General features: G+C 61.7%; 19 protein-coding genes. 11 read left to right on the plus strand and 8 right to left on the minus strand.

Annotated features, from left to right (window positions below; all coding sequences use genetic code 11):
- Window positions 1–15 precede the first annotated feature (15 nt).
- The 3 genes from J7I86_RS15555 to tkt are packed head-to-tail and all read right to left on the minus strand — an operon-like array spanning window position 16 to window position 4,931.
- On the minus strand, window positions 16–1,647 hold the full coding sequence (locus J7I86_RS15555; protein ID WP_214821239.1) for a glucose-6-phosphate isomerase: 1,632 nt from the start codon (window positions 1,645–1,647) through the stop codon (window positions 16–18).
- A gap of 5 nt (window positions 1,648–1,652) precedes the next feature.
- A complete protein-coding gene (tal, locus tag J7I86_RS15560) occupies window positions 1,653–2,771 on the minus strand; it encodes a transaldolase (protein WP_214821240.1) in 1,119 nt (372 codons plus the stop codon).
- 33 nt (window positions 2,772–2,804) lie between these two features.
- Entirely contained in the window at window positions 2,805–4,931 is a 2,127-nt protein-coding gene (gene tkt / locus J7I86_RS15565; protein WP_309476743.1) for a transketolase, read from the minus strand.
- Between the two features lie 416 nt (window positions 4,932–5,347).
- Between tkt and J7I86_RS15570 the strand changes: the two genes are divergently transcribed.
- Window positions 5,348–6,310 carry a heme o synthase gene (locus tag J7I86_RS15570; RefSeq protein ID WP_214821241.1) on the plus strand — a complete coding sequence of 321 codons (963 nt, stop codon included), beginning with the start codon at window positions 5,348–5,350 and terminating at the stop codon, window positions 6,308–6,310.
- Between the two features lie 121 nt (window positions 6,311–6,431).
- Here J7I86_RS15570 and J7I86_RS15575 read toward each other — a convergent pair whose 3' ends face one another.
- Complete coding sequence (locus J7I86_RS15575; protein ID WP_214821242.1) at window positions 6,432–6,980, minus strand: TOPRIM nucleotidyl transferase/hydrolase domain-containing protein; 549 nt, start codon at window positions 6,978–6,980, stop codon at window positions 6,432–6,434.
- Between the two features lie 222 nt (window positions 6,981–7,202).
- Between J7I86_RS15575 and J7I86_RS15580 the strand changes: the two genes are divergently transcribed.
- From J7I86_RS15580 to J7I86_RS15595, 4 genes are all read left to right on the plus strand, one after another.
- On the plus strand, window positions 7,203–7,583 hold the full coding sequence (locus J7I86_RS15580) for a peptidase inhibitor family I36 protein (protein ID WP_214821244.1): 381 nt from the start codon (window positions 7,203–7,205) through the stop codon (window positions 7,581–7,583).
- Window positions 7,584–7,710: 127 nt separating this feature from the next.
- Window positions 7,711–8,493, plus strand: a complete 783-nt coding sequence (locus tag J7I86_RS15585; protein WP_214821246.1) for a hypothetical protein — start codon at window positions 7,711–7,713, stop codon at window positions 8,491–8,493.
- The gene (locus tag J7I86_RS15590; RefSeq protein WP_214821248.1) at window positions 8,480–9,664 is read left to right on the plus strand and encodes a hypothetical protein; all 1,185 of its coding nucleotides are present in this window, start codon (window positions 8,480–8,482) and stop codon (window positions 9,662–9,664) included. The genes J7I86_RS15585 and J7I86_RS15590 overlap by 14 nt, the downstream gene beginning before the upstream one ends.
- A complete protein-coding gene (locus J7I86_RS15595) occupies window positions 9,661–11,622 on the plus strand; it encodes an ATP-binding cassette domain-containing protein (RefSeq protein ID WP_214821250.1) in 1,962 nt (653 codons plus the stop codon). The genes J7I86_RS15590 and J7I86_RS15595 overlap by 4 nt, the downstream gene beginning before the upstream one ends.
- Before the next feature lie 6 nt (window positions 11,623–11,628).
- Here the strand turns inward: J7I86_RS15595 and J7I86_RS15600 are convergent, their stop codons facing one another.
- From J7I86_RS15600 to J7I86_RS15610, 3 genes are read right to left on the minus strand one after another with little or no spacing between them, the layout of a single operon-like run.
- Complete coding sequence (locus tag J7I86_RS15600; protein WP_214821251.1) at window positions 11,629–12,573, minus strand: heme A synthase; 945 nt, start codon at window positions 12,571–12,573, stop codon at window positions 11,629–11,631.
- A gap of 48 nt (window positions 12,574–12,621) precedes the next feature.
- Window positions 12,622–13,386: an ABC transporter permease gene (locus J7I86_RS15605; RefSeq protein ID WP_214821252.1), complete on the minus strand. Its 765-nt coding sequence runs from the start codon at window positions 13,384–13,386 to the stop codon at window positions 12,622–12,624.
- On the minus strand, window positions 13,383–14,348 hold the full coding sequence (locus J7I86_RS15610) for an ABC transporter ATP-binding protein (protein ID WP_214821253.1): 966 nt from the start codon (window positions 14,346–14,348) through the stop codon (window positions 13,383–13,385). The genes J7I86_RS15605 and J7I86_RS15610 overlap by 4 nt, the downstream gene beginning before the upstream one ends.
- A gap of 109 nt (window positions 14,349–14,457) precedes the next feature.
- Between J7I86_RS15610 and J7I86_RS15615 the strand changes: the two genes are divergently transcribed.
- The 6 genes from J7I86_RS15615 to J7I86_RS15640 are packed head-to-tail and all read left to right on the plus strand — an operon-like array spanning window position 14,458 to window position 19,611.
- The gene (locus tag J7I86_RS15615; protein WP_214821254.1) at window positions 14,458–15,279 is read left to right on the plus strand and encodes a metalloregulator ArsR/SmtB family transcription factor; all 822 of its coding nucleotides are present in this window, start codon (window positions 14,458–14,460) and stop codon (window positions 15,277–15,279) included.
- Window positions 15,279–16,742 (plus strand): Fe-S cluster assembly protein SufB, encoded by a 1,464-nt coding sequence (sufB, locus tag J7I86_RS15620; RefSeq protein ID WP_024821032.1) that lies wholly within the window; start codon window positions 15,279–15,281, stop codon window positions 16,740–16,742. Before J7I86_RS15615 ends, sufB begins: the two co-directional genes overlap by 1 nt.
- A gap of 2 nt (window positions 16,743–16,744) precedes the next feature.
- Complete coding sequence (sufD, locus tag J7I86_RS15625; protein WP_214821255.1) at window positions 16,745–18,058, plus strand: Fe-S cluster assembly protein SufD; 1,314 nt, start codon at window positions 16,745–16,747, stop codon at window positions 18,056–18,058.
- 22 nt (window positions 18,059–18,080) lie between these two features.
- Window positions 18,081–18,437: a non-heme iron oxygenase ferredoxin subunit gene (locus tag J7I86_RS15630; RefSeq protein ID WP_214821256.1), complete on the plus strand. Its 357-nt coding sequence runs from the start codon at window positions 18,081–18,083 to the stop codon at window positions 18,435–18,437.
- Between the two features lie 42 nt (window positions 18,438–18,479).
- Entirely contained in the window at window positions 18,480–19,265 is a 786-nt protein-coding gene (sufC, locus tag J7I86_RS15635) for a Fe-S cluster assembly ATPase SufC (protein WP_214821258.1), read from the plus strand.
- Between the two features lie 13 nt (window positions 19,266–19,278).
- Window positions 19,279–19,611, plus strand: coding sequence for a metal-sulfur cluster assembly factor (locus J7I86_RS15640; RefSeq protein WP_089595078.1), 333 nt, complete (start codon window positions 19,279–19,281; stop codon window positions 19,609–19,611).
- An 81-nt stretch (window positions 19,612–19,692) separates the two neighbouring features.
- Here J7I86_RS15640 and J7I86_RS15645 read toward each other — a convergent pair whose 3' ends face one another.
- Entirely contained in the window at window positions 19,693–20,598 is a 906-nt protein-coding gene (locus tag J7I86_RS15645) for a neutral zinc metallopeptidase (protein WP_214821260.1), read from the minus strand.
- Between the last annotated feature and the right edge of the window lie 51 nt (window positions 20,599–20,649).

The following is a 20,649-nucleotide window of genomic DNA, read 5'->3' on the forward strand; positions in this document are numbered from 1 at the left end:
GTTTGGTTCTGTGCCTTAGCTTTCGAGTGCGCTGGCTTGGTTAGCCAAAGCAGAGACGAGTTCCTGAAGTTGGGCTACGCCCGCCGCGCGATCGGTGAGGTGCAGGCGCAATACCGGACGGCCATGGCCTTCCAGTACCTGGGCATCGCCGGAGGCCTGCGCCGCAATGAGCTGGCCGAACGTGAAAGGCCGCTCGGGAATTTCCAGATCGGTATCTGATGCTGCCGTGACCTGCAGGAACACTCCGATCGCGGGTCCGCCCTTGTGGAACTGGCCGGTGGAGTGCAGGAACCTGGGACCCCAACCGAACGTCACCGGACGCCCGGACACGGCTGCGAGTTCATCGCGGATGCCTTCAAGGGGTGCGTGCGAAATACGGTCCAGGTAGGCCTGAACGCTCAAGTAACCATCCGTGCCGAGCTGACCAAGTAGCGCCTGCACGGCTTCACTTGCCGTCGAGGCATTACCGAGCCATTCTCCGCCACGTACTTCCACAGCACCATCGGTGAATGCTGCCGGTGTGGGCTCGGGGCGGGCATCCAGCAGACCGCGCGCAGCAACCTTGGCGGCCTCGACGTCGGGCTGGTCGAACGGGTTGATACCCAGCAGACGACCTGCCACCGCGGTGGCGAACTCCCACAAGAACATCTGCGAAGGTAGTCCACCGGCGATGGCGACCTCGTTCTCACGAAGCTCGACGTCATCATCGGCACCAACCAGACGCACCACCAGGACGTCCCCGGCACCGCCCAGGGCCTCCGGGGAATGCGGGCCCGCGACGACCGGCAGAACACCTGTGCCCAGCTTGCCGGTGGATTCCGCAATCAGCTGTTCGGCCCAGTCAGCGAAACCGACAATGCCCGAGCCGTCCTCGGCGATGACGATCTTATTGCGCAGCGGGCTGGTGCCGCCCAAAGCAATACCCAGCGCCAAGCCAATGTTGTCAACGGAGTCCTCGTTGAGGATCTCGGCCGCTTCCTCTGCCTCGTCCAAGAACGCCTGGATGTCCACGCCGGCCAGGCCAGACGGGACCAAGCCGAACGCCGTGAGTGCCGAGAAACGGCCACCCACATTGGGATCGGCGTTGAACACTGCACGATAACCGGCTTCACGGGATGCCTTGTCCAGCGGCGAACCCGGATCCGTAACAATGACGATCCGGCTCTTGGCGTCGATGCCGGCGTCGTTGAACGCCTTTTCGAACACGCGTCGCTGGGAGTCGGTTTCAACGGTGGAGCCGGACTTGGAGGAAACGACGATCGCCGTCTCCGCCAAGCGGTCAACCAAAGCAGCACTGACCTGTTCAGGGTCAGTGCTGTCCAACACGGTCAGCTCGACGCCGGCAGTACCGGCGATGACCTCGGGAGCCAAAGAGGACCCGCCCATGCCACACAGGACAATACGGGTAACTCCTTCAGCGCGAAGGGCATCACGAAGTTCCACAATGCCCTCAACCAAAGGCTGGGACACGGTGGCGGCTTCTACCCAGCCGAGGCGGATCGCGGACTCGGACTCAGCCTCAGGACCCCACAGGGCGTGGTCCTTCGCGAAAATCCGGGTTGCGATCTTGTCCTCAACCAAGCTGTCAATGTGCTGGGCGATGGCCTCTTGGGCGGCACCGCTGGCGTCGTAGCTGATTGTGCTCATGTTTGTTAGGAGGCCTTCCGTGCGGTGGCGAGTGCGCCTTCGATGTCGGCGAGGAGTTCCTTCCAGGAGCCTACGAACTTCTCGAGGCCTTCGGTCTCAAGAACGGTGACGACGTCGTTGTAAGAGACGCCGAGGGCCTCAAGGGCGTTGAGGGTCTCGTTCGCTTCGTCGTAGGTACCGGTAATGGTGTCACCGGTGACTACGCCGTGGTCGAAAGCGGCGTCGAGCGTCTTTTCCGGCATGGTGTTAACCACGCCGGCTGCCACGAGTCCGGTCACGTAAAGGGTGTCCGGGTAAGCCGGGTCCTTCACGCCGGTGGAGGCCCACAGGGGGCGCTGGGGGAGGGCGCCGGCTTCGGCCAGCACTGCCCAGCGCTCGGTGGAGAAGAGCTCTTCGTAGACCTGGTAGGCCAGGCGTGCATTGGCTACGCCGGCTTTGCCCTTGAGTGCCTTGGCCTCATCGGTGCCGATGGCGTCAAGGCGCTTGTCGATCTCGGAATCAACGCGGGAGACGAAGAACGATGCCACGGAGTGAATCTTGGAGAGGTCATGGCCGTTGTCCTTGGCCTGCTCAAGGCCGGACTGGAACGCGTTGATGACTGCGCGGTAGCGCTCCAGGGAGAAAATCAGGGTCACGTTGACGCTGATGCCCTCGGCCAGGGTGGCCGTGATGGCTTCGAGGCCTTCCAAGGTTGCCGGGATCTTGATGTGGACGTTGTCCTTGTTGACCTTCGCGTAGAGGTGCTTGGCCTCCGCGATGGTACCTGCGGTGTCCCAGGCAAGGCGGGGATCCACCTCGATGGAGACACGGCCATCCACGCCGTTGGTTGCGGCGGCGATCGGCGCGAAGAGATCGCAGGCATCGGCGACGTCCGTGGTGGTGATTTCGAAGATGGTCTCTTCGACGCTGGCGCCGGCTGCGGCCTTGGCCGCGATGGTGGCGTCATAGTCCGTACCGGCCGTGATGGCGGCGTGGAAGATCGACGGGTTGGTGGTCACACCAACGACGTTCTTTTCGTCGATGAGCTTCTGCAGGGTGCCGGTATCAAGGCGGGTGCGGGAGAGGTCATCGAGCCAGATGGAAACGCCGGCGTCAGAGAGCTGCTGTGTGGGAGTGCTGGACATGTGTTTTTTCTCCTGTGAGAGGGAAACAGACTGTTATGCGTTCGAGTCTGCGAGGGAGTCTTTGGCTGCGGCCGCGACGGCTTCGGCGGTGATGCCGAATTCGTTGAAGAGCCGCTTGTAGTCTGCCGAGGCGCCGAAGTGTTCCAGGGAGATGGAACGGCCGGCGTCGCCGACGAATTCGCGCCAGCCCAGTGCCAGGCCTGCTTCAACCGAGACACGGGCCTTCACAGAGGCGGGGAGCACCGACTCGCGGTAAGCCTCGTCCTGCTTGTTGAACCACTCAACACACGGCATGGACACAACACGGGCGGCGATGCCTTCAGCCTGGAGTGCTTCGCGGGCCTGCACGGCGAGCTGGACTTCCGAACCGGTGCCGATGAGGATGACCTGCGCGTCAACGGTTTCGCCGCCCTTGGAGGCTTCGGCCAGCACATAGCCGCCCTTGGCAACACCTGCGGTGGAACCGAACGTGTCGCCATTTGCTTCGCCTTCGCCGCGGGCGTAGGTGGGGATGTTCTGACGGGTCAGGACAATGCCGGCCGGGTTCTCGTGATTCTCCAGCATGGCCTTCCATGCCGCGGAGACCTCGTTCGCGTCGCCGGGGCGGACAACATCCAGGCCCGGGATGGCGCGCAGTGAAGCGAGCTGCTCCACCGGCTGGTGGGTGGGACCGTCTTCGCCCAGGCCGATGGAATCATGCGTCCACACGTACAGGGACGGGACACCCATCAGCGCGCCGAGGCGGATGGCCGGGCGCTGGTAGTCGGAGAAGATCAGGAACGTACCGGAGAAAGCGCGGGTGCGTCCGTGCAGGGAAATACCGTTCACGATCGACGCGGCAGCGTGTTCACGGATACCGAAGTGCAGAACGCGTCCGTACGGGTTGCCCTTCCAAGCATCGGTTGAACGCGACGTCGGGATGAACGACGGCGAACCTTCGATGGTGGTGTTGTTGGACTCCGCGAGGTCGGCTGAACCGCCCCAGAGCTCAGGAAGAACCGGGCCGATGGCGTTCAGGACCTTGCCTGAAGCCGCACGGGTGGAAACGTCCTTGCCGGCCTCAAAAACGGGCAAGGCAGCGTCGAGGCCCACGGGCAGCTTCTTGGCTTCCACACGTTCCAACAGGGCGGCAGCGTCCGGGTTGGCGGACTGCCATGCCTCGAACGAGCTCTGCCAGGCAGACCGTGACTCTGCGCCGCGGTCCAGGACCTTGCGGACGTGTGCCAGAACTTCCTCGTCAACGTCAAAGGACTTGGCAGGATCGAAACCGAGCACGGTCTTCAGTGCTGCGACTTCCTCGGCGCCCAAGGCGGAACCGTGGATTTTGCCGGTGTTCTGCTTCTTCGGTGCCGGGTAGCCGATGATGGTGCGCAGCGAGATGATGGACGGCTTGTTCGTCTCAGCCTTGGCAGCGAGCAGTGCCGAGTAAAGCTCCTGGACGTCTTCGACGTAGTCGCCGGTCTTGGTCCAGTCCACGCGCTGGGTGTGCCAGCCGTATGCTTCGTAGCGCTTGAGGACATCTTCGGTGAACGCGATGTCGGTGTCGTCTTCAATGGAAATGTGGTTCTCGTCGTAGATCACTACGAGGTTGCCCAGTTCCTGGTGGCCTGCGAGCGACGACGCCTCGGAGGTGACGCCTTCCTGGAGGTCGCCGTCGGAAGCGATCACCCAGATGGTGTGGTCGAACGGCGACTCGCCAGCGGGAGCATCGGCGTCGAACAGACCGCGTTGGCGACGCTGCGAGTACGCGAAACCGACAGCCGAGGCAAGGCCCTGGCCCAGCGGGCCGGTGGTGATTTCCACACCGGCGGTGTGCTTGTATTCGGGGTGGCCCGGGGTCAATGAACCCCAGGTACGCAGCGCCTCGAGGTCCTTCAGTTCCAGGCCATAACCTGAGAGGAACAACTGGATGTAAAGGGTCAGCGACGTGTGACCGGGGGACAGGACAAAGCGGTCGCGGCCGATCCAGTCCGGGTTCTTGGGGTCATGGCGCATCAGCTTCTGGAACAGCAGGTACGCTGCCGGAGCCAAGCTCATCGCCGTACCAGGGTGGCCATTGCCGACCTTCTCCACGGCGTCAGCGGCCAACACGCGAACGGTGTCAACTGCCTTCTTGTCCAGATCGGTCCATGACAGTTCTTGCTCTTCCAAATGTGGCACGAAAACCGAGCCCCTCTCTGTGCTGACGGCAGGCGTACGGACACGGCACGCAGGAAGCACAGGATGGCGCCCGCTGCAATGTGTCTACCAGCCGTTCACCATTGAAACGTTGATCTCTCATCCAGACGCACGGATATCCAAGAATGCGGTTTCCCGGATCGTCAACGTGTCCTGATCTGCTCAACAGCTTAGCCCTAAACGTGTCATGGAACTCAGGGAATCCCACAAACTGGACAGAAATTCCCTTATATGAATCACGATGGCCCGGCGGGAGAGTGAAGATTCGGAAACATTGACGTATTTTGCGGACATCGGCCCTCTTTCCGCCACGGTATGATATTTGGAGGCCAGCAGCGGTTCATGCGCCCGTTTTGAGGGACGGCAGCCGCTGCGAGAACCCCAGAGCATAGAACAGAGTGACTGCCGCCGTGAGCACAACTGATACGCCCCTTAACGCGTCCCCGGCCCGGGGAAGCATCGGATTGTCCCGTAAATTCAAGGCGTACCTGGCTCTGACTAAACCCCGGGTCATCGAACTGCTCCTGGTCAGCACACTGCCTACCATGATCTTTGCCCAACGCGGCTTCCCATCCATAGGGCTGATCCTGGCTACCCTCGTCGGTGGCGCATTCGCTGCCGGCAGCGCCGGTGTCTTCAACTGCTACATCGACCGCGACATCGACAAACTGATGCACCGCACGGAAAAGCGTCCGTTGGTGACCGGTGAAGTGACTCCGCGCGAGGCGCTGATCTTCGCCTGGATACTGGGGGCCGCTTCGATCGCAATCCTGTGGTTCGGCGCCAACCCGCTTTCTGCTTGGTTGGGCCTCGGCGCGATCGTCTTCTATGTGGTCATCTACACCATGATCCTGAAGCGTCGCACGGCTCAGAACATCGTCTGGGGTGGCGCTGCCGGATGCTTCCCGGTTCTCATCGCCTGGGCGGCCGTCACCAACACCGTCGAGTGGCCCGCCATTGTGCTCTTCATGGTGATCTTCCTCTGGACTCCTCCTCACTACTGGCCGCTGTCCATGAGGTACGGCGAGGATTACCGCAACGCCAACGTGCCCATGCTTGGCGCCATTGCCGGCGCAAAAGTGGTCTCTGTCCAGGTAGTCCTCTACGCCTGGGCCATGGTTGCCTGCTCATTGCTGATGATTCCTGTGGGCGGGGCCGGCTGGGTCTACACCATCGTCGCTGTTGCTGCCGGAGCCTGGTTCCTCTACGAAAGCCACGCCTTGTACAAGCGCGCACAGGGTGGCGACGTGTCCAACAAGGGCGCCATGAAGGTGTTCCACGGCTCCATCAGCTACCTGACGTTGCTTTTTATCGCATTGGCCGTCGACCCGTTTGTCGGCTCAGCGATCGTCGGCGCCTAAGCTCCGCAGCTACTCCTCAAGCAACAACGTTCGACGCCGGTACTCGCCAGAGTGCCGGCGTCGCCGCTTTTTGCACCCCCAACGCTCGCTCACATCCCTCGGGCTTGAACCCAACGCTCGCTCACATCTCAAAAGATGCAACCAATCGAGCCAGCGGGGGAGGAGCCTCGCCGGAGGGTAGTGCAGAGACCATCAGGGGCGCGTACCGGATCTTGTTGCCGCTTCGTCCACCGAAGAACCTCCGCAGCTGTGCTTCCACAGGTAGGTCCCGCAGCGACGGCTGGCGCTGGAGAAGCTCAAACGATGCAAGCTCACCTTGATTGGCGATCACGTTGAGCACCACATCAACGCCTAGGCTGCGGATGAGCTCGTCTTCAAGATCTGCAGTGCAGACCTGAAACCCGAACCCTTCCAAAGGACCGGATCCAATCCCTGCTCTTGCAAGTGCCCTGGCGACGCCAGGGGACTCCCGCGCGTCACAAAGGCCGAGCAGCCGGTGGCCGGCTCCGTTCGGGCCGAAGCGATTCAGGAAGTGGCCGATGCTGGTGGCCCCGCCCATGGGAACCACTGAGACTCCTTGTGACACGAGGTCATATCCCCAGCGGACTGCCAGTGCCTCGACCGCCAGTCGGTCACTTGCGCCCTCTACCAAAACTGTTGTGGCCAGCATAGGAACAGTATGTCGGACCCCGGCGGTGACGCCTCAGGGTCACCGTGTGAACGCTCACCACCTAGAAGTCATGTCACAGCACCTAGTTTGGGGTTTTAGGCACCTAATTCTTGCCCGAGCGCCACCTAATTAGCGACGAACGCGTCTAGGTGCTGACCTCAAACCCTTAGCGTTCGTGCTGGGACAGAGCTGTCCCGCCTCGCACGAACCTAGGGGATATTCATGAAAAACATCTTGCGCACCGCCGGAGTGTTGGCAGTTGCTTCAGCCTCGGTACTGACTGGTGTAACCGCAGCCCAGGCCGCACCGTCCTGCTCAACCGCACGAGTATGCCTCTATGACGATTACTGGTTCACCGGAACCCCGCGATCTTTTGGCTGGGTCACCTACAACGTGGGGGTGGACTCCAATGATAAGGGGAGTTCCCTAGTGATCGGACCCGCCACGGATCCGGCGTCGCCGTATGTCTATTTCTATGTTGACAACAATTTCGCCGGCAACAATGTGGTCTTTCGCGCCGGCAATGCCTCAAATGATCTGCGCGGTCTCTACATGACCCCCACCCGGAACTGGGACGATGAAATCACGAGCGTCTGGGGCTAGTCTCTTGTCGTTCAAGATAAGAAGGGGGACCTCAGCGACTCTGGCCGTGCTGGCGATGCTTGTTGCGGTCGCCGGCACGGGGTGCAGCGCTCCCGACCGTCCACCGGGGACAGGGCCCGCCGTTAGCTTGCCCGCCGTCGATCGTTCTGCGGGTGCTGGGGCACGGGCCTCGCTCAACGATGCCACGGGCGAGGTGGTCCTGCCCATGAGCGCCTACTGGTACTCGGATCGGGAAAACGTCCTGGTCAATTCGGCGGTCGCGTCCCTCATCTTCGACTGTGTCAAAAACGCGGGCTTCACCGTGGCTCCTTGGGGAGGCGGTGGCAAGGCCCTCCAGGACAGCAGATATGGCCAATGGTCACGTACGTTGGCTGCCAGGAACGGTGCCATGCCAGAGATCCGGAAAATCCCTGGTGTTATGGACCAACAACCGGAGCGCCCCAAACTCAGCGCTGAGCATCAGGAGGTTGAAGCCAGGTGCACCACGTCTGTTGGGCGCGCTGGGCTGCCCGAACTCCTGGAGGGTTTGGTTGGCGACACGTCCATACAGAACCAGATCTCGGATATCGCCGTGGGACTAACGGAGCGCGACCCAGAGTACTTGGCCTTTCGGCAGAGTTGGGAGAACTGCCTGGCCGAGAACGGTCTGACACTGACTGAGCAGGGTTCGTGGAGCCTGCAATCGAGCGGGTCAAAAGAGGACGAGATACGTGTTGCCCTGCTTGGACTTGACTGCAAGGACTCGAGCGGCGGTGCCAGGAAACCTTATGACATTCTCGCTGAGTACCAGGCAGCGCAGATGAAGGACCATCAGGCTGAGCTCAACGCCTTGGCAGAAGAGAAGGCAGACGCCGTGGAAAGGGCCAAGCAAATACTTCGGGACCATGGTGTGGCTGATGCAAGACTCTGAGGTGACCCCGCCGGGCAGCGCCATGAGGCGCGTTCCGCGATGGTGGCTCATTCCAGCAGTACTGGTGGTAGTCCTTGCAGGCCTTGGCGCTGCGTACTGGACTGGCGCCAGCAGCGTTGCCGGCACAGAACCATCGGCGGCAACGCCCACGGTGATCCCCGTCTCGGCGACCGTGGAGCGTCGCGCCGTCATCAAACAGGTGGTGCTCTCCGGGAAGGTTGTGGCGGGTACGCAGTTCGCGATCAAAGCGAGCCCCTCCGAAGGTGTTGACAGGCTGGTCCTGACGGCAACCCCAAAAGCAATCGGAAGCGTGGTGACTCCCGGCCAGCTGGTGGCCGCTGTGTCAGGGAGGCCGTTACTCCTGCTGCCCAGCAGTGTGCCGTTATACCGCGACATCGAGCTGGGTGATTCGGGCCCGGACGTCGCAGCTTTGCACACCGCTCTGGCCAGTTTTGGCTACACCGTTTCCTCAACGGATACGTTCGACACGAGCACGCGACATGCCTTGATCGACTGGTATAGAGCCACCGGTTACGAAGCGCCAACCGCGGCACCTTCGTCGAAAGCGATCAAAACCGGGGACGCGGACCCTCAGCCCCTTTCTGCCAAGGAGTCTCCCGACGGCGTGGTTTTCCGGTGGAAGGAATTCGTTCAAGTGCCCGGAGATACAGGGACAATTGCCGCCATGGCAGGCAACGGATCGGTTCTGGGTGAGGATGGCATTGTTGCCCAAGTGAGGATTGCTGACGACTCCATTGTTGCCCGTGCCGACGTTGTCCAGTCCGAGAGTTTTCCTGTAGGCGGGGCCATTACAGTACGCGCAGGCTCCGCAGTACTCGAGACCAAGGTAGTGCACGTCAGCGACTTTTTGGAAGGAGACCAAAGCAAGAACGAAATCCCCGGAAAGGACATTACGCTTGCAGTCCCACCCGGCGCGCAGGGATTCGCCGCGGACCAGTCCGTCACCGTGACCGCAGGCAGCGCCGCCGCGGAGTCCCTGGCCGTACCCCTGATCGCGGTACGGCAGGAAGAAGGGGCACCCTATGTGGTGCTGCAAAAGAGCGGTGAGCCGCAAAGAATGACGGTAAAGGTGTTGGCACAGGCGGACGGGTGGGCGGCAATTGCCGACATTGACGGTTTGGCGCCCGGCGACGAAGTCAAGTTGCAATGACTTCACACAGCTATGTCCACGAAGCGGCCGCTCAACCACCACGCCGTCCGATTCTCAGCATGCAGGACGTCCGGCGCGGATTTTCCGGCGCGCAAGCCCTGGCCGGACTGCACCTCGACATCCATCAAGGCGAGTTCGTAGCCATTGTTGGCTCCTCCGGCTCGGGAAAATCGACGCTACTTAATATCCTCGGCCTTTTGGACACGGCTTCGGCAGGAACCTACTTGGTGGAGGGTAAAGACGTATCGGGCCTGAGCGAGCGGCAGAGAGCTGAGCGACGCGCAAGTCTCTTCGGTTTCGTTTTTCAGGATTCGCACATGGTGGGACGCGATACGGCCGCTCGTAATGCCGTCCTCGGACTCCGGGCACGGGGGATTGGTCTGTCCATCCAAAAGCGACTGGTGATGCCCTCACTTCACAAGTTTGGCCTAGCGCACAAGGCGGCCATCCCCGCTTCCTTGCTCTCCGGGGGCGAACGGCAGCGGCTGGCAATTGCTCGTGCCGTCATAGGAAGCCCGAAAATTGTGCTCGCTGATGAACCAACAGGCAGCCTGGACACTGACAACGGCGGGATAGTCCTGGACCATCTCCGCGAGCTTCACGCCACAGGAACCACCGTTGTCCTGGTCACCCATGACCCTGGCATCGCTGCTGCTGCTGATCGGGTCGTCACAATGCGGGATGGGCTTATCGTGGGCGACACCCTCTCTGCTACTGCCCACATCGACGCGCCAATAGCACCAAAGGACAGTTCCGCTCCCCATCACCTTGTCCGGCACATCCACCACGAAGCTTCAGATGTGACTGCGGACGCGCTGTCTGCGTTGACGGTCCGCCCGGCCAAGGCCCTTCTGCTGGTGCTGGCTTTCCTGCTGGGGAGCGGAGGACTCGTAGCGGCCATGGGGCTGAGCGAGAGTGCAGCCATTAAGGTGTCCGCGAGGATCGACGCAGCCGCCAGCGACGAAGTGCGGGCTACGCGTGAGGGCGGATACGCCTCGTGGGAAAAAGTGACTGCCGATCTTGAGCAGGCAAAGAAGCTGCCCAATGTTCTGGAGGCCGGAGTCATTGCCGAGCTATCGGCGTCCATAGTGCAGCCTTCGACCTTCCGTCCTGGGTCCTTTCCCGAACAGCCTGTCTTCACCGGAGCAGTCCGGGTGGCTGATTCCGCATATTTCCGACTCCAAGGGGCCACCATTTTCTACGGCGATGCCAGCCTGCTTGATCAGTCTTTCGGAGGCCCGGTCGCCGTCCTTGGTCAAGACGCTGCCAGCCAACTCGGAATCGCACGCCCGGGTCCCGGCGTCGTCATGTGGCTGTATGGTGAGCCGGTACCGGTGGTGGGCATCATCGAGAATCCGGGGAGGGATCCGATGCTTCCAGGGTCGGTGGTGGTGGGTGTCGGGTCCTATCCCGTGACCAACGGAGTTGCAGCCAGCTTGGTCCTACGGACAGATCCCGGCATGCCGGCGGCCATCGCGGAGGCGCTGCCGAAGGCTTTGAGCCCTACTGAGACAGGCGCCGTGAAAGTGCAAACCGTGGCAGACCTTAGGGACCTCAAACAAGGGATTGACGCTGATCTTGGCCGTCTGATTGCCATCGTCTCCAGTGTCCTTCTCGCCATCGCCTGCCTGAGCGCCGGAACCACGATGTACCTTGGTGTTTTGGCGAGGTCGCACGAAATTGCGTTGCGGCTTGCACTGGGCATGCGAAGGGGACCGCTGGCTTCGATGTTCCTGCTGGAAGGTGCCGTGGTTGGCGTTTTGGGCGGTGCCGCCGGGGCATCAGTGGGTATGGGCTCGGTCCTGCTCTACGCCTCCGCTGAGGGCTGGGCAGCCGTCATCCCTTGGTACGCCTCGTTGTGGGGAATAGGAGCCGGCATGGCCAGCGGAACGCTGTCCGCTCTGTACCCGGCTCTAGTGGCGTCGCGATCCAACCCTGCCCAACTCATCCGGGCCTAGAGAGAGCTAGTTTGCCGGGCTGTGCTTCGCGAGGTCAGCCGCGTTGGTGGCCGCGCTCATCAAGACAGCGGCACCGAACATGTGTGCACCCACCAACAGTGCCGGGATGCCGTTGTAGTACTGGGTAAAGCCAATGACAGCCTGCAGCAAGGTCACGCCCAGCAGCAAGTAGGCCGCCGTCCGGAACGGACCGCGGATCTTGTGGCGGAACACCAAGTACACCGCGAGGAGTGTTCCAGCGGTGATGAGGTAGGCCGGTACTGCGTGGATGTGTGAGAAAAGGTCCCAGTCGAGGTCATTGCGGGGCGCATCTGCGTCTCCGGCATGTGGCCCGGCTCCCGTCACGACGACACCCAGCATCACCGAAAGTGCAGAGAAAACTGCAACAGCGAGCATCAAAGGGCGGGCAACGGAGGGAAGGGACGGCATGGTGCGGTTCATGAAGCGGCCTGTCCGTCCGTAAGCCCGGTTGACCAACAGCGTGGCAAAGACCACCAGCGCCATGGAAACAAGGAAGTGCAGACCCACAACCCAGGGGTTGAGGTTGGACAGGACCGTGATTCCACCGATGATCGCCTGAGCCGGGATGCTGGCAAGAAGGCCCAGGGCGAGCATGAAGAGATCGCGACGTTCCTTGCGAAGGTTCCACAAGTACACCAACATCATGGCGGCAACAGCGGCGAGGGCAAAGGTCAGAAGGCGGTTGCCGAATTCAATGAACCCATGGATGCCCATCTCCGGCGTGTTGACCAACGAGTCGCTGGTGCAGCGCGGCCATGTGGGGCACCCCAGGCCGGAAGCGGTGAGTCGCACGGCGCCACCTGTTACCACCAGGACTGTCTGCCCAATAAGTGAGAACAATGCCAGGCGGCGTACGGTCTTGTTGACCTCGGTGGGCAGCTTGGACGTTAATCGCTGGACGGTTTTCGGGAGGCGCGATGCCGTGCTCACAGTTTTCTCACTTCTCAGTTCTGCGTTGGTGGTTGGTGCCTGGGCTTGTTAGTTCCACTTGAACCATCGGATGGCCGCCGCGCCGGCTAGTACGGTCCACAGCAGGAGGACTAGAACGGCGGGTAAAGGAACACTGCCCAACAGGAAGGCGTCCCGAAGCGATTGGCCCAAGGCCCCGGAAGGAAGAAAGTGCACTATGCCCTGAAGCAATGAGGGCAACCGATCGGCCGGAACCACGATGCCACCCAAGGCCCCGAGGAGGATCCATAGCAGGTTGGTGATCGCCAGGGTAGCTTCCGGCCGTACTGTACCGGCCACCAGCAAACCGAGCGCAGTAAAGGCAGCCGCGCCGAGAACCAGCAGCCCGAGCCCGGGAAGCCATGCCTCCGGCCGTGGTTGCCATCCCAGCAGGCCGGCTACTGCAGCCACTACCAGGACCTGAAGAAACAGGACTACCAGCACGGCGAGGATCTTGCCCGCGATGAGTCCGCCCCGGCCCAGGGGCGTGGTGGACAGAAATCGGAGAACCCCGTAGCGCCGGTCAAAGCCGGTAGCGATGCCTTGGCCGGTGAACGCCGTTGACATGGCACATAGTGCCAGGACCCCAGGTGTTGCGACGTCTACACGGGACCCGCCGAGGCCGTCCAACAACGGAGTGACAGCCAGGCCCACGAGTGCCATTAAGGGCAGGACGACAGCGAGGATCAGTTGCTCACCGTTGCGTAGCATGGTGATGGTCTCATAGCGCCCCTGCTGCATGATCCTGCGGGGCAAGGATGCCGGTCCGGCGTTGGGGGAGAGGAGCTTGCTCATCGGAGGTCCCTTCCGGAAATGTCCAGGAATACGTCTTCCAGGCGCCGGGCTTCCAACCGAAGCGAAGCAGGCATGATATCCCGTTCAGCCCACCAGGCAGTAAGTGATGCAAGGTCTTTGGGCGTGATCGCGCCGGTGATGGCGTAACTTCCGGGGCGGGACTCTGTTACCTGGAGTCCCGCACCAACTACACCGTTCAGGCTCAGCCCTCCGGGGGCGTCGAAGTAGAGCGTGCGGTCCGTGATGGCAGAGTCCGCAGTGTGGTGGTGCCGGAGCAACTCGGCGACTGTTCCCTCAACCACGTTGTGACCGCCGTCGATGATGTAGACGTAATCCGCCAAACGCTCCGCGTCATCCATCAGGTGGGTTGTCAGGACAATGCCCATCCCGGCGTCCCTGAGCTCGGCAATGAGGTCGAAAACCATCTGCCGGGACTGTGGATCCAGGCCGGCGCTGGGCTCGTCGAGAAACAGGATTTCAGGATTGCCCACCAGCGCCGCCGCCAGTGCCAGCCGCTGCTTTTGCCCTCCGGAAAGTCGGCGCACGTTGGTCCGGCTGAACTGGTTGATTCCCAACCGTTCCACCAGGGCGTCAACGTTCATGGGCTTTTGGTACATGCCGGCGACGTGCCGCAACAAGGGAATGGGACGGGCCGACGGCGGAAGGCCGCCGTCCTGGAGCATCACCCCTACGCGGGATCTCAAGTCGGCACCTGCGGTATCCGGGTCCCCGCCAAGCAGGGAAACACTGCCGCCTGTTCGTTTCTGGAGGCCTTGGGCACATTCCAGGGTGGTGGTTTTGCCGGCGCCGTTTGCCCCTAACAGGGCGGTCACCTGGCCGCGTTCGGCTACGAGGGACAGCCCGCTGACCACCCTGAGCATTTTGCCGTCAAGGGAGGCCAGGGGGCCTACGTCCTTAATGAGTCCATCTATGGTGAGGACAGGGGAATCGGGGGATCGCACCAGAGTATTCTACGGGAAGTAGTACGGTCACACTTGGCGGCTTGCCAAGGTCAGTCTTGCCTTACTGGATGCATGAAACAAATTACGACATGATTGTGTTGTGTATTCCATGAGCAGTCCAACGTCCATGCCCTCAACACGGCATGCTGCAGCGGCAGAGGCATTCGTTGCCCCGCCTGTGCTGCCGGACGCGGATGACCGCACAAGGGACCGCGTCCTGAGTGCCGTTCTTGAGAACGGCCCGGTGAGCGCTGCGGAACTCGGCGATCTCCTCGGCTTTACACCGGCTGCAGTCCGCCGCCACCTTGACCACTTGGAGCGCAGCGGGGTGATCGAGGTCAAGCGTGTGGCCAAGGCCGGTTCCGGCGCGGGGCGTCCCGCACGCCGTTACGTCCTGAGCTCCCAAGGCCAATCCACACTTGGCGACGACTACCTGAACATCGCGAGCTCGGCGCTCCGGCGGCTCCAGGAACTCGCCGGCGAAGACGCAGTCCGTGAATACGCGGAGGAGCGCTTCTCCGACATGGAACGGCGCTACGCTCCGGAGGTCGAGGCCGCCGGAGATGACATTACTGCCCGGGCCATGGCACTTTCCAAGGCTCTCAGCCGCGATCGTTTCGTTGCTTCAGCCCACTCCATTGAGGCCAAGGCCCCGTTGCCCGCCGCGCTGTCCAGCGTCCAGCTTTGCCAGGGTCACTGCCCGATTCAGCGGCTCGCTGCGGAGTTCCCGGTGTTTTGCGATACCGAGACCAAGGTTTTCTCCCGCTTGGTGGGCGTCGATGTCCGGCGCCTTTCCACGCTCGCGCAGGGCGGACACGTTTGCACCACCCACATACCTACCGGGCGCCCGGCTGCCACGGCATCTCCGGATGCCGCAGAGCAGTCCGGGAGTCCGTACCAGGAATCAAACAACCAGCAAGAAAGGCCGTGATGACGGACCAAATAGCAGAGAAAGCGGTAGCCGAAGGCACTGTGATCTCGGAGATTCTGGAAAAGAATCCCGAACTGCACGGTATCGGAAACTACGAGTACGGCTGGGCCGACAAGAACGACGTAGGCGCAAATGCCCGTCGTGGCCTCAACGAGGAGGTCGTCCGCGATATCTCCTCGAAGAAGAACGAGCCCCAATGGATGCTCGATCTGCGGCTTAAGGGCCTGAAGTACTTCGACCGCAAGCCCATGCCTACCTGGGGTGCAGACCTCTCAGGCATCGACTTCGACAACATCAAATACTTTGTGCGTTCCACCGAGAAGCAGGCGGCGACGTGGGAAGACCTTCCGGAAGACATCCGGAACACCTACGAAAAGCTGGGCATCCCCGAAGCTGAGCGCAGCCGCTTGGTTTCCGGTGTCGCAGCCCAGTACGAGTCCGAGGTTGTCTACCACCAGATCCGTGAGGACCTGGAAGCCCAGGGCGTGATCTTCCTGGATACTGACACCGCACTGCGCGAGCACCCGGAGATCTTCCAGGAGTACTTCGGCACAATCATTCCCGTGGGCGACAACAAGTTCGCCTCATTGAACACGGCTGTATGGTCCGGCGGTTCGTTCGTGTATGTGCCAAAGGGCGTGCACGTGGACATCCCGCTGCAGGCCTACTTCCGTATCAACACGGAGAACATGGGCCAGTTCGAGCGCACGTTGATCATTGCCGACGAGGACTCCTACGTTCACTACATCGAAGGCTGCACGGCTCCGATCTACACCTCGGATTCCCTGCACTCGGCCGTTGTGGAGATCATCGTGAAGAAGGGCGCCCGCGTCCGCTACACCACCATCCAGAACTGGTCCACCAACGTGTACAACCTGGTCACCAAGCGCGCCATCTGCGAAGAGGGCGCCACCATGGAGTGGATCGATGGCAACATCGGCTCCAAGGTGACCATGAAGTACCCGGCCGTCTACCTTGTTGGCGAGCACGCCAAGGGTGAGACGTTGTCCATCGCTTTCGCAGGCGAGGGCCAGCACCAGGACACCGGCTCCAAGATGGTGCACATCGCGCCGAACACCAAGAGCTCCATCATTTCCAAGTCCGTGGCCCGTGGCGGCGGCCGTGCCGCGTACCGCGGCCTGGTCCAGGTGCGCGAAGGCGCCAAGCACTCGGCCAACACGGTCCGTTGCGACGCCCTCCTGGTGGACACCATTTCCCGCTCGGACACGTACCCGTACATCGATATCCGCGAGGATGACGTTGTCATGGGCCACGAGGCCACCGTTTCACGCGTCAGCGAAGAGCAGCTCTTCTATCTGATGTCCCGCGGAATGCCTGAAGACGAGGCCATGGCCATGATCGTGCGCGGCTTCATCGAGCCGATCGCCCGTGAACTGCCCATGGAATACGCTCTTGAGCTGAACCGCCTGATTGAACTGCAGATGGAAGGGTCCGTCGGTTAACAATGACTGATATCACTACTGAAAAGGCGCGCATCGGCGCGCCCTCGGCGCAGCCGTTTATCAACGGCTTCACCGAGGAAGGCGAGAACCTTTCGCCCGTCAACACCGGAACGAACACCAGCACGACGTCGGAGCAGCCTTCCGCTGGTCCGCTCGCCGGCGCTTCGGCCAAGAGCCACTCGCATGGTGGCGGCGTAGGCATCCCGGACAGCTCTCGTGCAGGCCGTCTCACCTCTTACAAGGTGGCGGACTTCAAGCCGTTGAACGGCCTCGAGGAAGACTGGCGCTTCACCCCGTTGAAGCGCCTGCGCGGCCTCCACACCGAGGTCCTCAACGGTGCAGCTCCGGTAGTCAACGTAACTGCCCCGTCGGGCGTCGTTGTTGAGACCGTGGGTCGCGATGACAAGCGCATCGGCCAGGCTGCCATTCCGGAGGACCTCGTATCCGCCAACGCGTGGGAGAACTTCTCGGAAGCAACGGTCGTCACCGTTCCTGCCGAGCTCCAGGCTGAGAGTGAAGTTTCTGTGCTGATCAACGGGGCCGGCGAGGCACCGTCTGCGCAGCACATCGTGATTGTGGCCGAACGCTTCTCCAAAGCCGTTGTGGTTCTGGACCACCAGGGCTCGGCAGTTGTCTCCGAGAATGTGGAGATCATTGTTGAAGACGGCGCTGAACTGACAGTTGTTTCCTTGCAGGAATGGGCAGACAACGCAGTCCATGCGTCGTCGCAGCAGGCAAAGATCGGCCGCGATGCCAAGTTCAAGCACATCGTGGTCAGCCTTGGCGGCGACCTCGTACGCGTCACCCCGTCCACGCGCTTCACTGCCCCGGGTGCCGACGTCGAAATGTTCGGCCTGTACTTCGCTGACGCCGGACAGCACCTTGAGCAGCGCCTGTTCGTTGACCACGCAGTGGCCAACTGCAAGTCACGCGTTCTCTACAAGGGTGCCCTTCAGGGCCGCAACGCCCACAGCGTGTGGGTGGGCGACGTCCTGATCCGCAAGGAAGCTGAGGGTACGGATACTTACGAGGCCAACCGCAACCTTGTCCTCACCGATGGTGCGCGCGCGGACTCAGTTCCCAACCTTGAGATCGAAACCGGTTTGATTGAGGGTGCAGGCCACGCCAGCGCCACCGGACGTTTCGATGACGAGCACCTGTTCTACCTCATGGCCCGTGGCATCCCGGAAAAGGTTGCCCGCCGCCTGGTGGTCCGAGGCTTCCTCAACGAGATCATCCAGCAGATCAAGGTCCCGGCAATCGAAGATCGCCTGACCGCAGCCGTTGAGCGCGAACTCGCCGCGACCGACAACTAAGACAGGCCAGGCAGAGCAAACAATGAGTGAAGACACCAAGGGCGAACTGGTATGCAACGCCAATGACATCCAGGTCAAGCAAGCGCTGCGCGTCCTGATTGATGACTACCCCGTAGCAATCGTCAGGGACTCGATGGGCGAGATCCATGCCATCGCCGATACCTGCTCGCACGCGGACATCTCGTTGTCCGAGGGTGAGGTTGAAGGCTGCGCGATTGAATGCTGGGGACACGGTTCCCAGTTCGACCTCCGCAGCGGACAGCCACTCCAGCTGCCTGCTTATGACCCCGTCCCCGTTTTCGCCGTCACCATCGACGGGGACGACGTTTACGTGGACGTGACCAACGTTGTGAACGGCGCCTCGGTAGATCACTACTGAGCGCCCAGTACCGCCAGACTTACGAACGGAAGAAAGAAGAGCATGTCAACTCTTGAAATCAAGGACCTGCACGTCAGCATCGAGACGGAGCAGGGCACCAAGGAGATCCTGAAGGGCGTCAGCCTCACCATCAGGACCGGTGAAACGCACGCCATCATGGGCCCCAACGGTTCGGGCAAGTCCACGCTGGCCTCCACCATCGCCGGCCACCCGCGCTACAACGTCACCAGCGGCACCATCACTTTGGACGGCGAAGATGTGCTGGAAATGAGCGTCGACGAGCGCGCCCGTGCAGGCGTCTTCCTGGCCATGCAGTACCCGGTAGAGGTTCCCGGGGTCACCATGACCAACTTCCTGCGCACCGCCAAAACTGCGATCGACGGCGAAGCGCCGGCCCTGCGTACGTGGACCAAGGACGTCAAGGCGGCCATGCAGCAGCTCCGTATCGACGCCGACTTCGCACAGCGCAACGTCAACGAGGGCTTCTCCGGTGGTGAGAAGAAGCGAGTTGAAATCCTTCAGCTTGAACTCTTCAAGCCGAAGTTCGCCATCCTTGACGAGACCGACTCCGGCCTCGACGTTGACGCTTTGAAGGTTGTCTCCGAGGGCGTCAACCGTGCCCACGAAGAGGGCAACATGGGCACTCTGCTCATCACCCACTACACCCGCATCCTGCGCTACATCAAGCCGGAGTTCGTTCACGTGTTCGTTGACGGCAAGGTTGTTGAAGAGGGCGGCCCGGAGCTCGCGGACCGTCTTGAAGAAGAGGGCTACGACCGCTACGCTCCCGGCGCCGGCGTTGCCGTTGCTCCTGCTGTGCAGGCCTAGTTAGGATCGTTCCATGACCGAAATCAACACGGCGCGAACCAGCCTCGAGGACGTCGAGGAAGCGCTCAAGGACGTCATTGACCCTGAACTCGGGGTCAACATTGTGGACTTGGGCCTGCTCTACGGACTCAAGTACTCCGACGACGACGGCGCGCTCCTGATCGACATGACACTGACCACTGCGGCTTGCCCGCTGACGGACGTGCTTGAAGAGCAGGTTGGCAAGTCCCTCGACGGCGTGGTTGATGACTGGCGCCTGAACTGGGTATGGATGCCGCCATGGGGTCCCGAGCGGATCACCGATGACGGCAAGGACCAGATGAGGGCCCTGGGCTTCAACATCTGATCAGCATTCGCCCGCCAAGCGGGTATAAGGAAGGGTTCCGGGGATATCACCCGGAACCCTTCCTTTTTCATGTTGTGATGCTTAGGGCGCAGCTACACCGAAGGTGTCGCACTTGTTGATGTCGCCCGTGGTGTACCCCTGGTAGAACCATTTCTGCCGCTGCTCGCTGGAGCCGTGGGTCCAAGACTCAGGCGAGACTCGGCCGGTGGCGGCTTCCTGAATGCGGTCATCGCCGACGGCGGAAGCGGCGGACAGCGCATCCTGCAGATCCTGCTGGGTCAGGGGGTCAAGGAAAGGCTTCCCGCTCGCATCCGTCTGCGTCGTGGCGTGGCGGACCCAAAGTCCCGCATAGCAGTCGGCTTGGAGTTCCACCCGCACCGCACCTGATTGCGGCCCTTGCGGATCCTGCTGGGCCTGGTCCAGGTTTCCAAGGATGTTCTGGACGTGGTGCCCGAATTCATGGGCAACTACGTACTCCTGTGCCAAGGGACCTCCCGAGGAACCGAACCGGGTCACCAGTTCATCGAAGAAGCCGGGGTCGAAGTAGGCGGTGGTGTCTGCAGGGCAGTAGAAGGGGCCCACGGCGCTGGAAGCCGCACCGCAGCCGGTGTTGGTGGCCTCACTGAAGATCACAGTCTTTGGCCGCGGATACTGGACGTTGTAGTCCGCCAGGTAGTCGGGCCAGAATGCATTAAGGCTGTTCACCGTGCCGGTGATCCGACAGTCCAGGCGTTTGTCCGCGTCGGCACCGGTCTGGCATTCCTGGACGCCGCCGGCTCCTGCGCCGCCACTTTCGACGGCGGGTGGCTGGTTTCCGCCGCCGGTCAGGTCTCCAAGGATGTTGGGATTGATGCCGAAGAGTGCCAGCAGCAGCACCACTATGCCGCCACCAATGCCACCGCCGATCTTTGTCCCGCGGCCCATGCCACTGCCACGTCGGTCCTCCACCTGGGAGGGGTCAAGCTGTGCGCCGTCATTGAAACTCATACAGTCAGAATAAACGTCACTTTTGGTGCCTGGTGCCAGACACTGCCGTAA

The organism is Arthrobacter sp. ISL-95 (assembly GCF_018613695.1).
Lineage (GTDB): Bacteria > Actinomycetota > Actinomycetes > Actinomycetales > Micrococcaceae > Arthrobacter.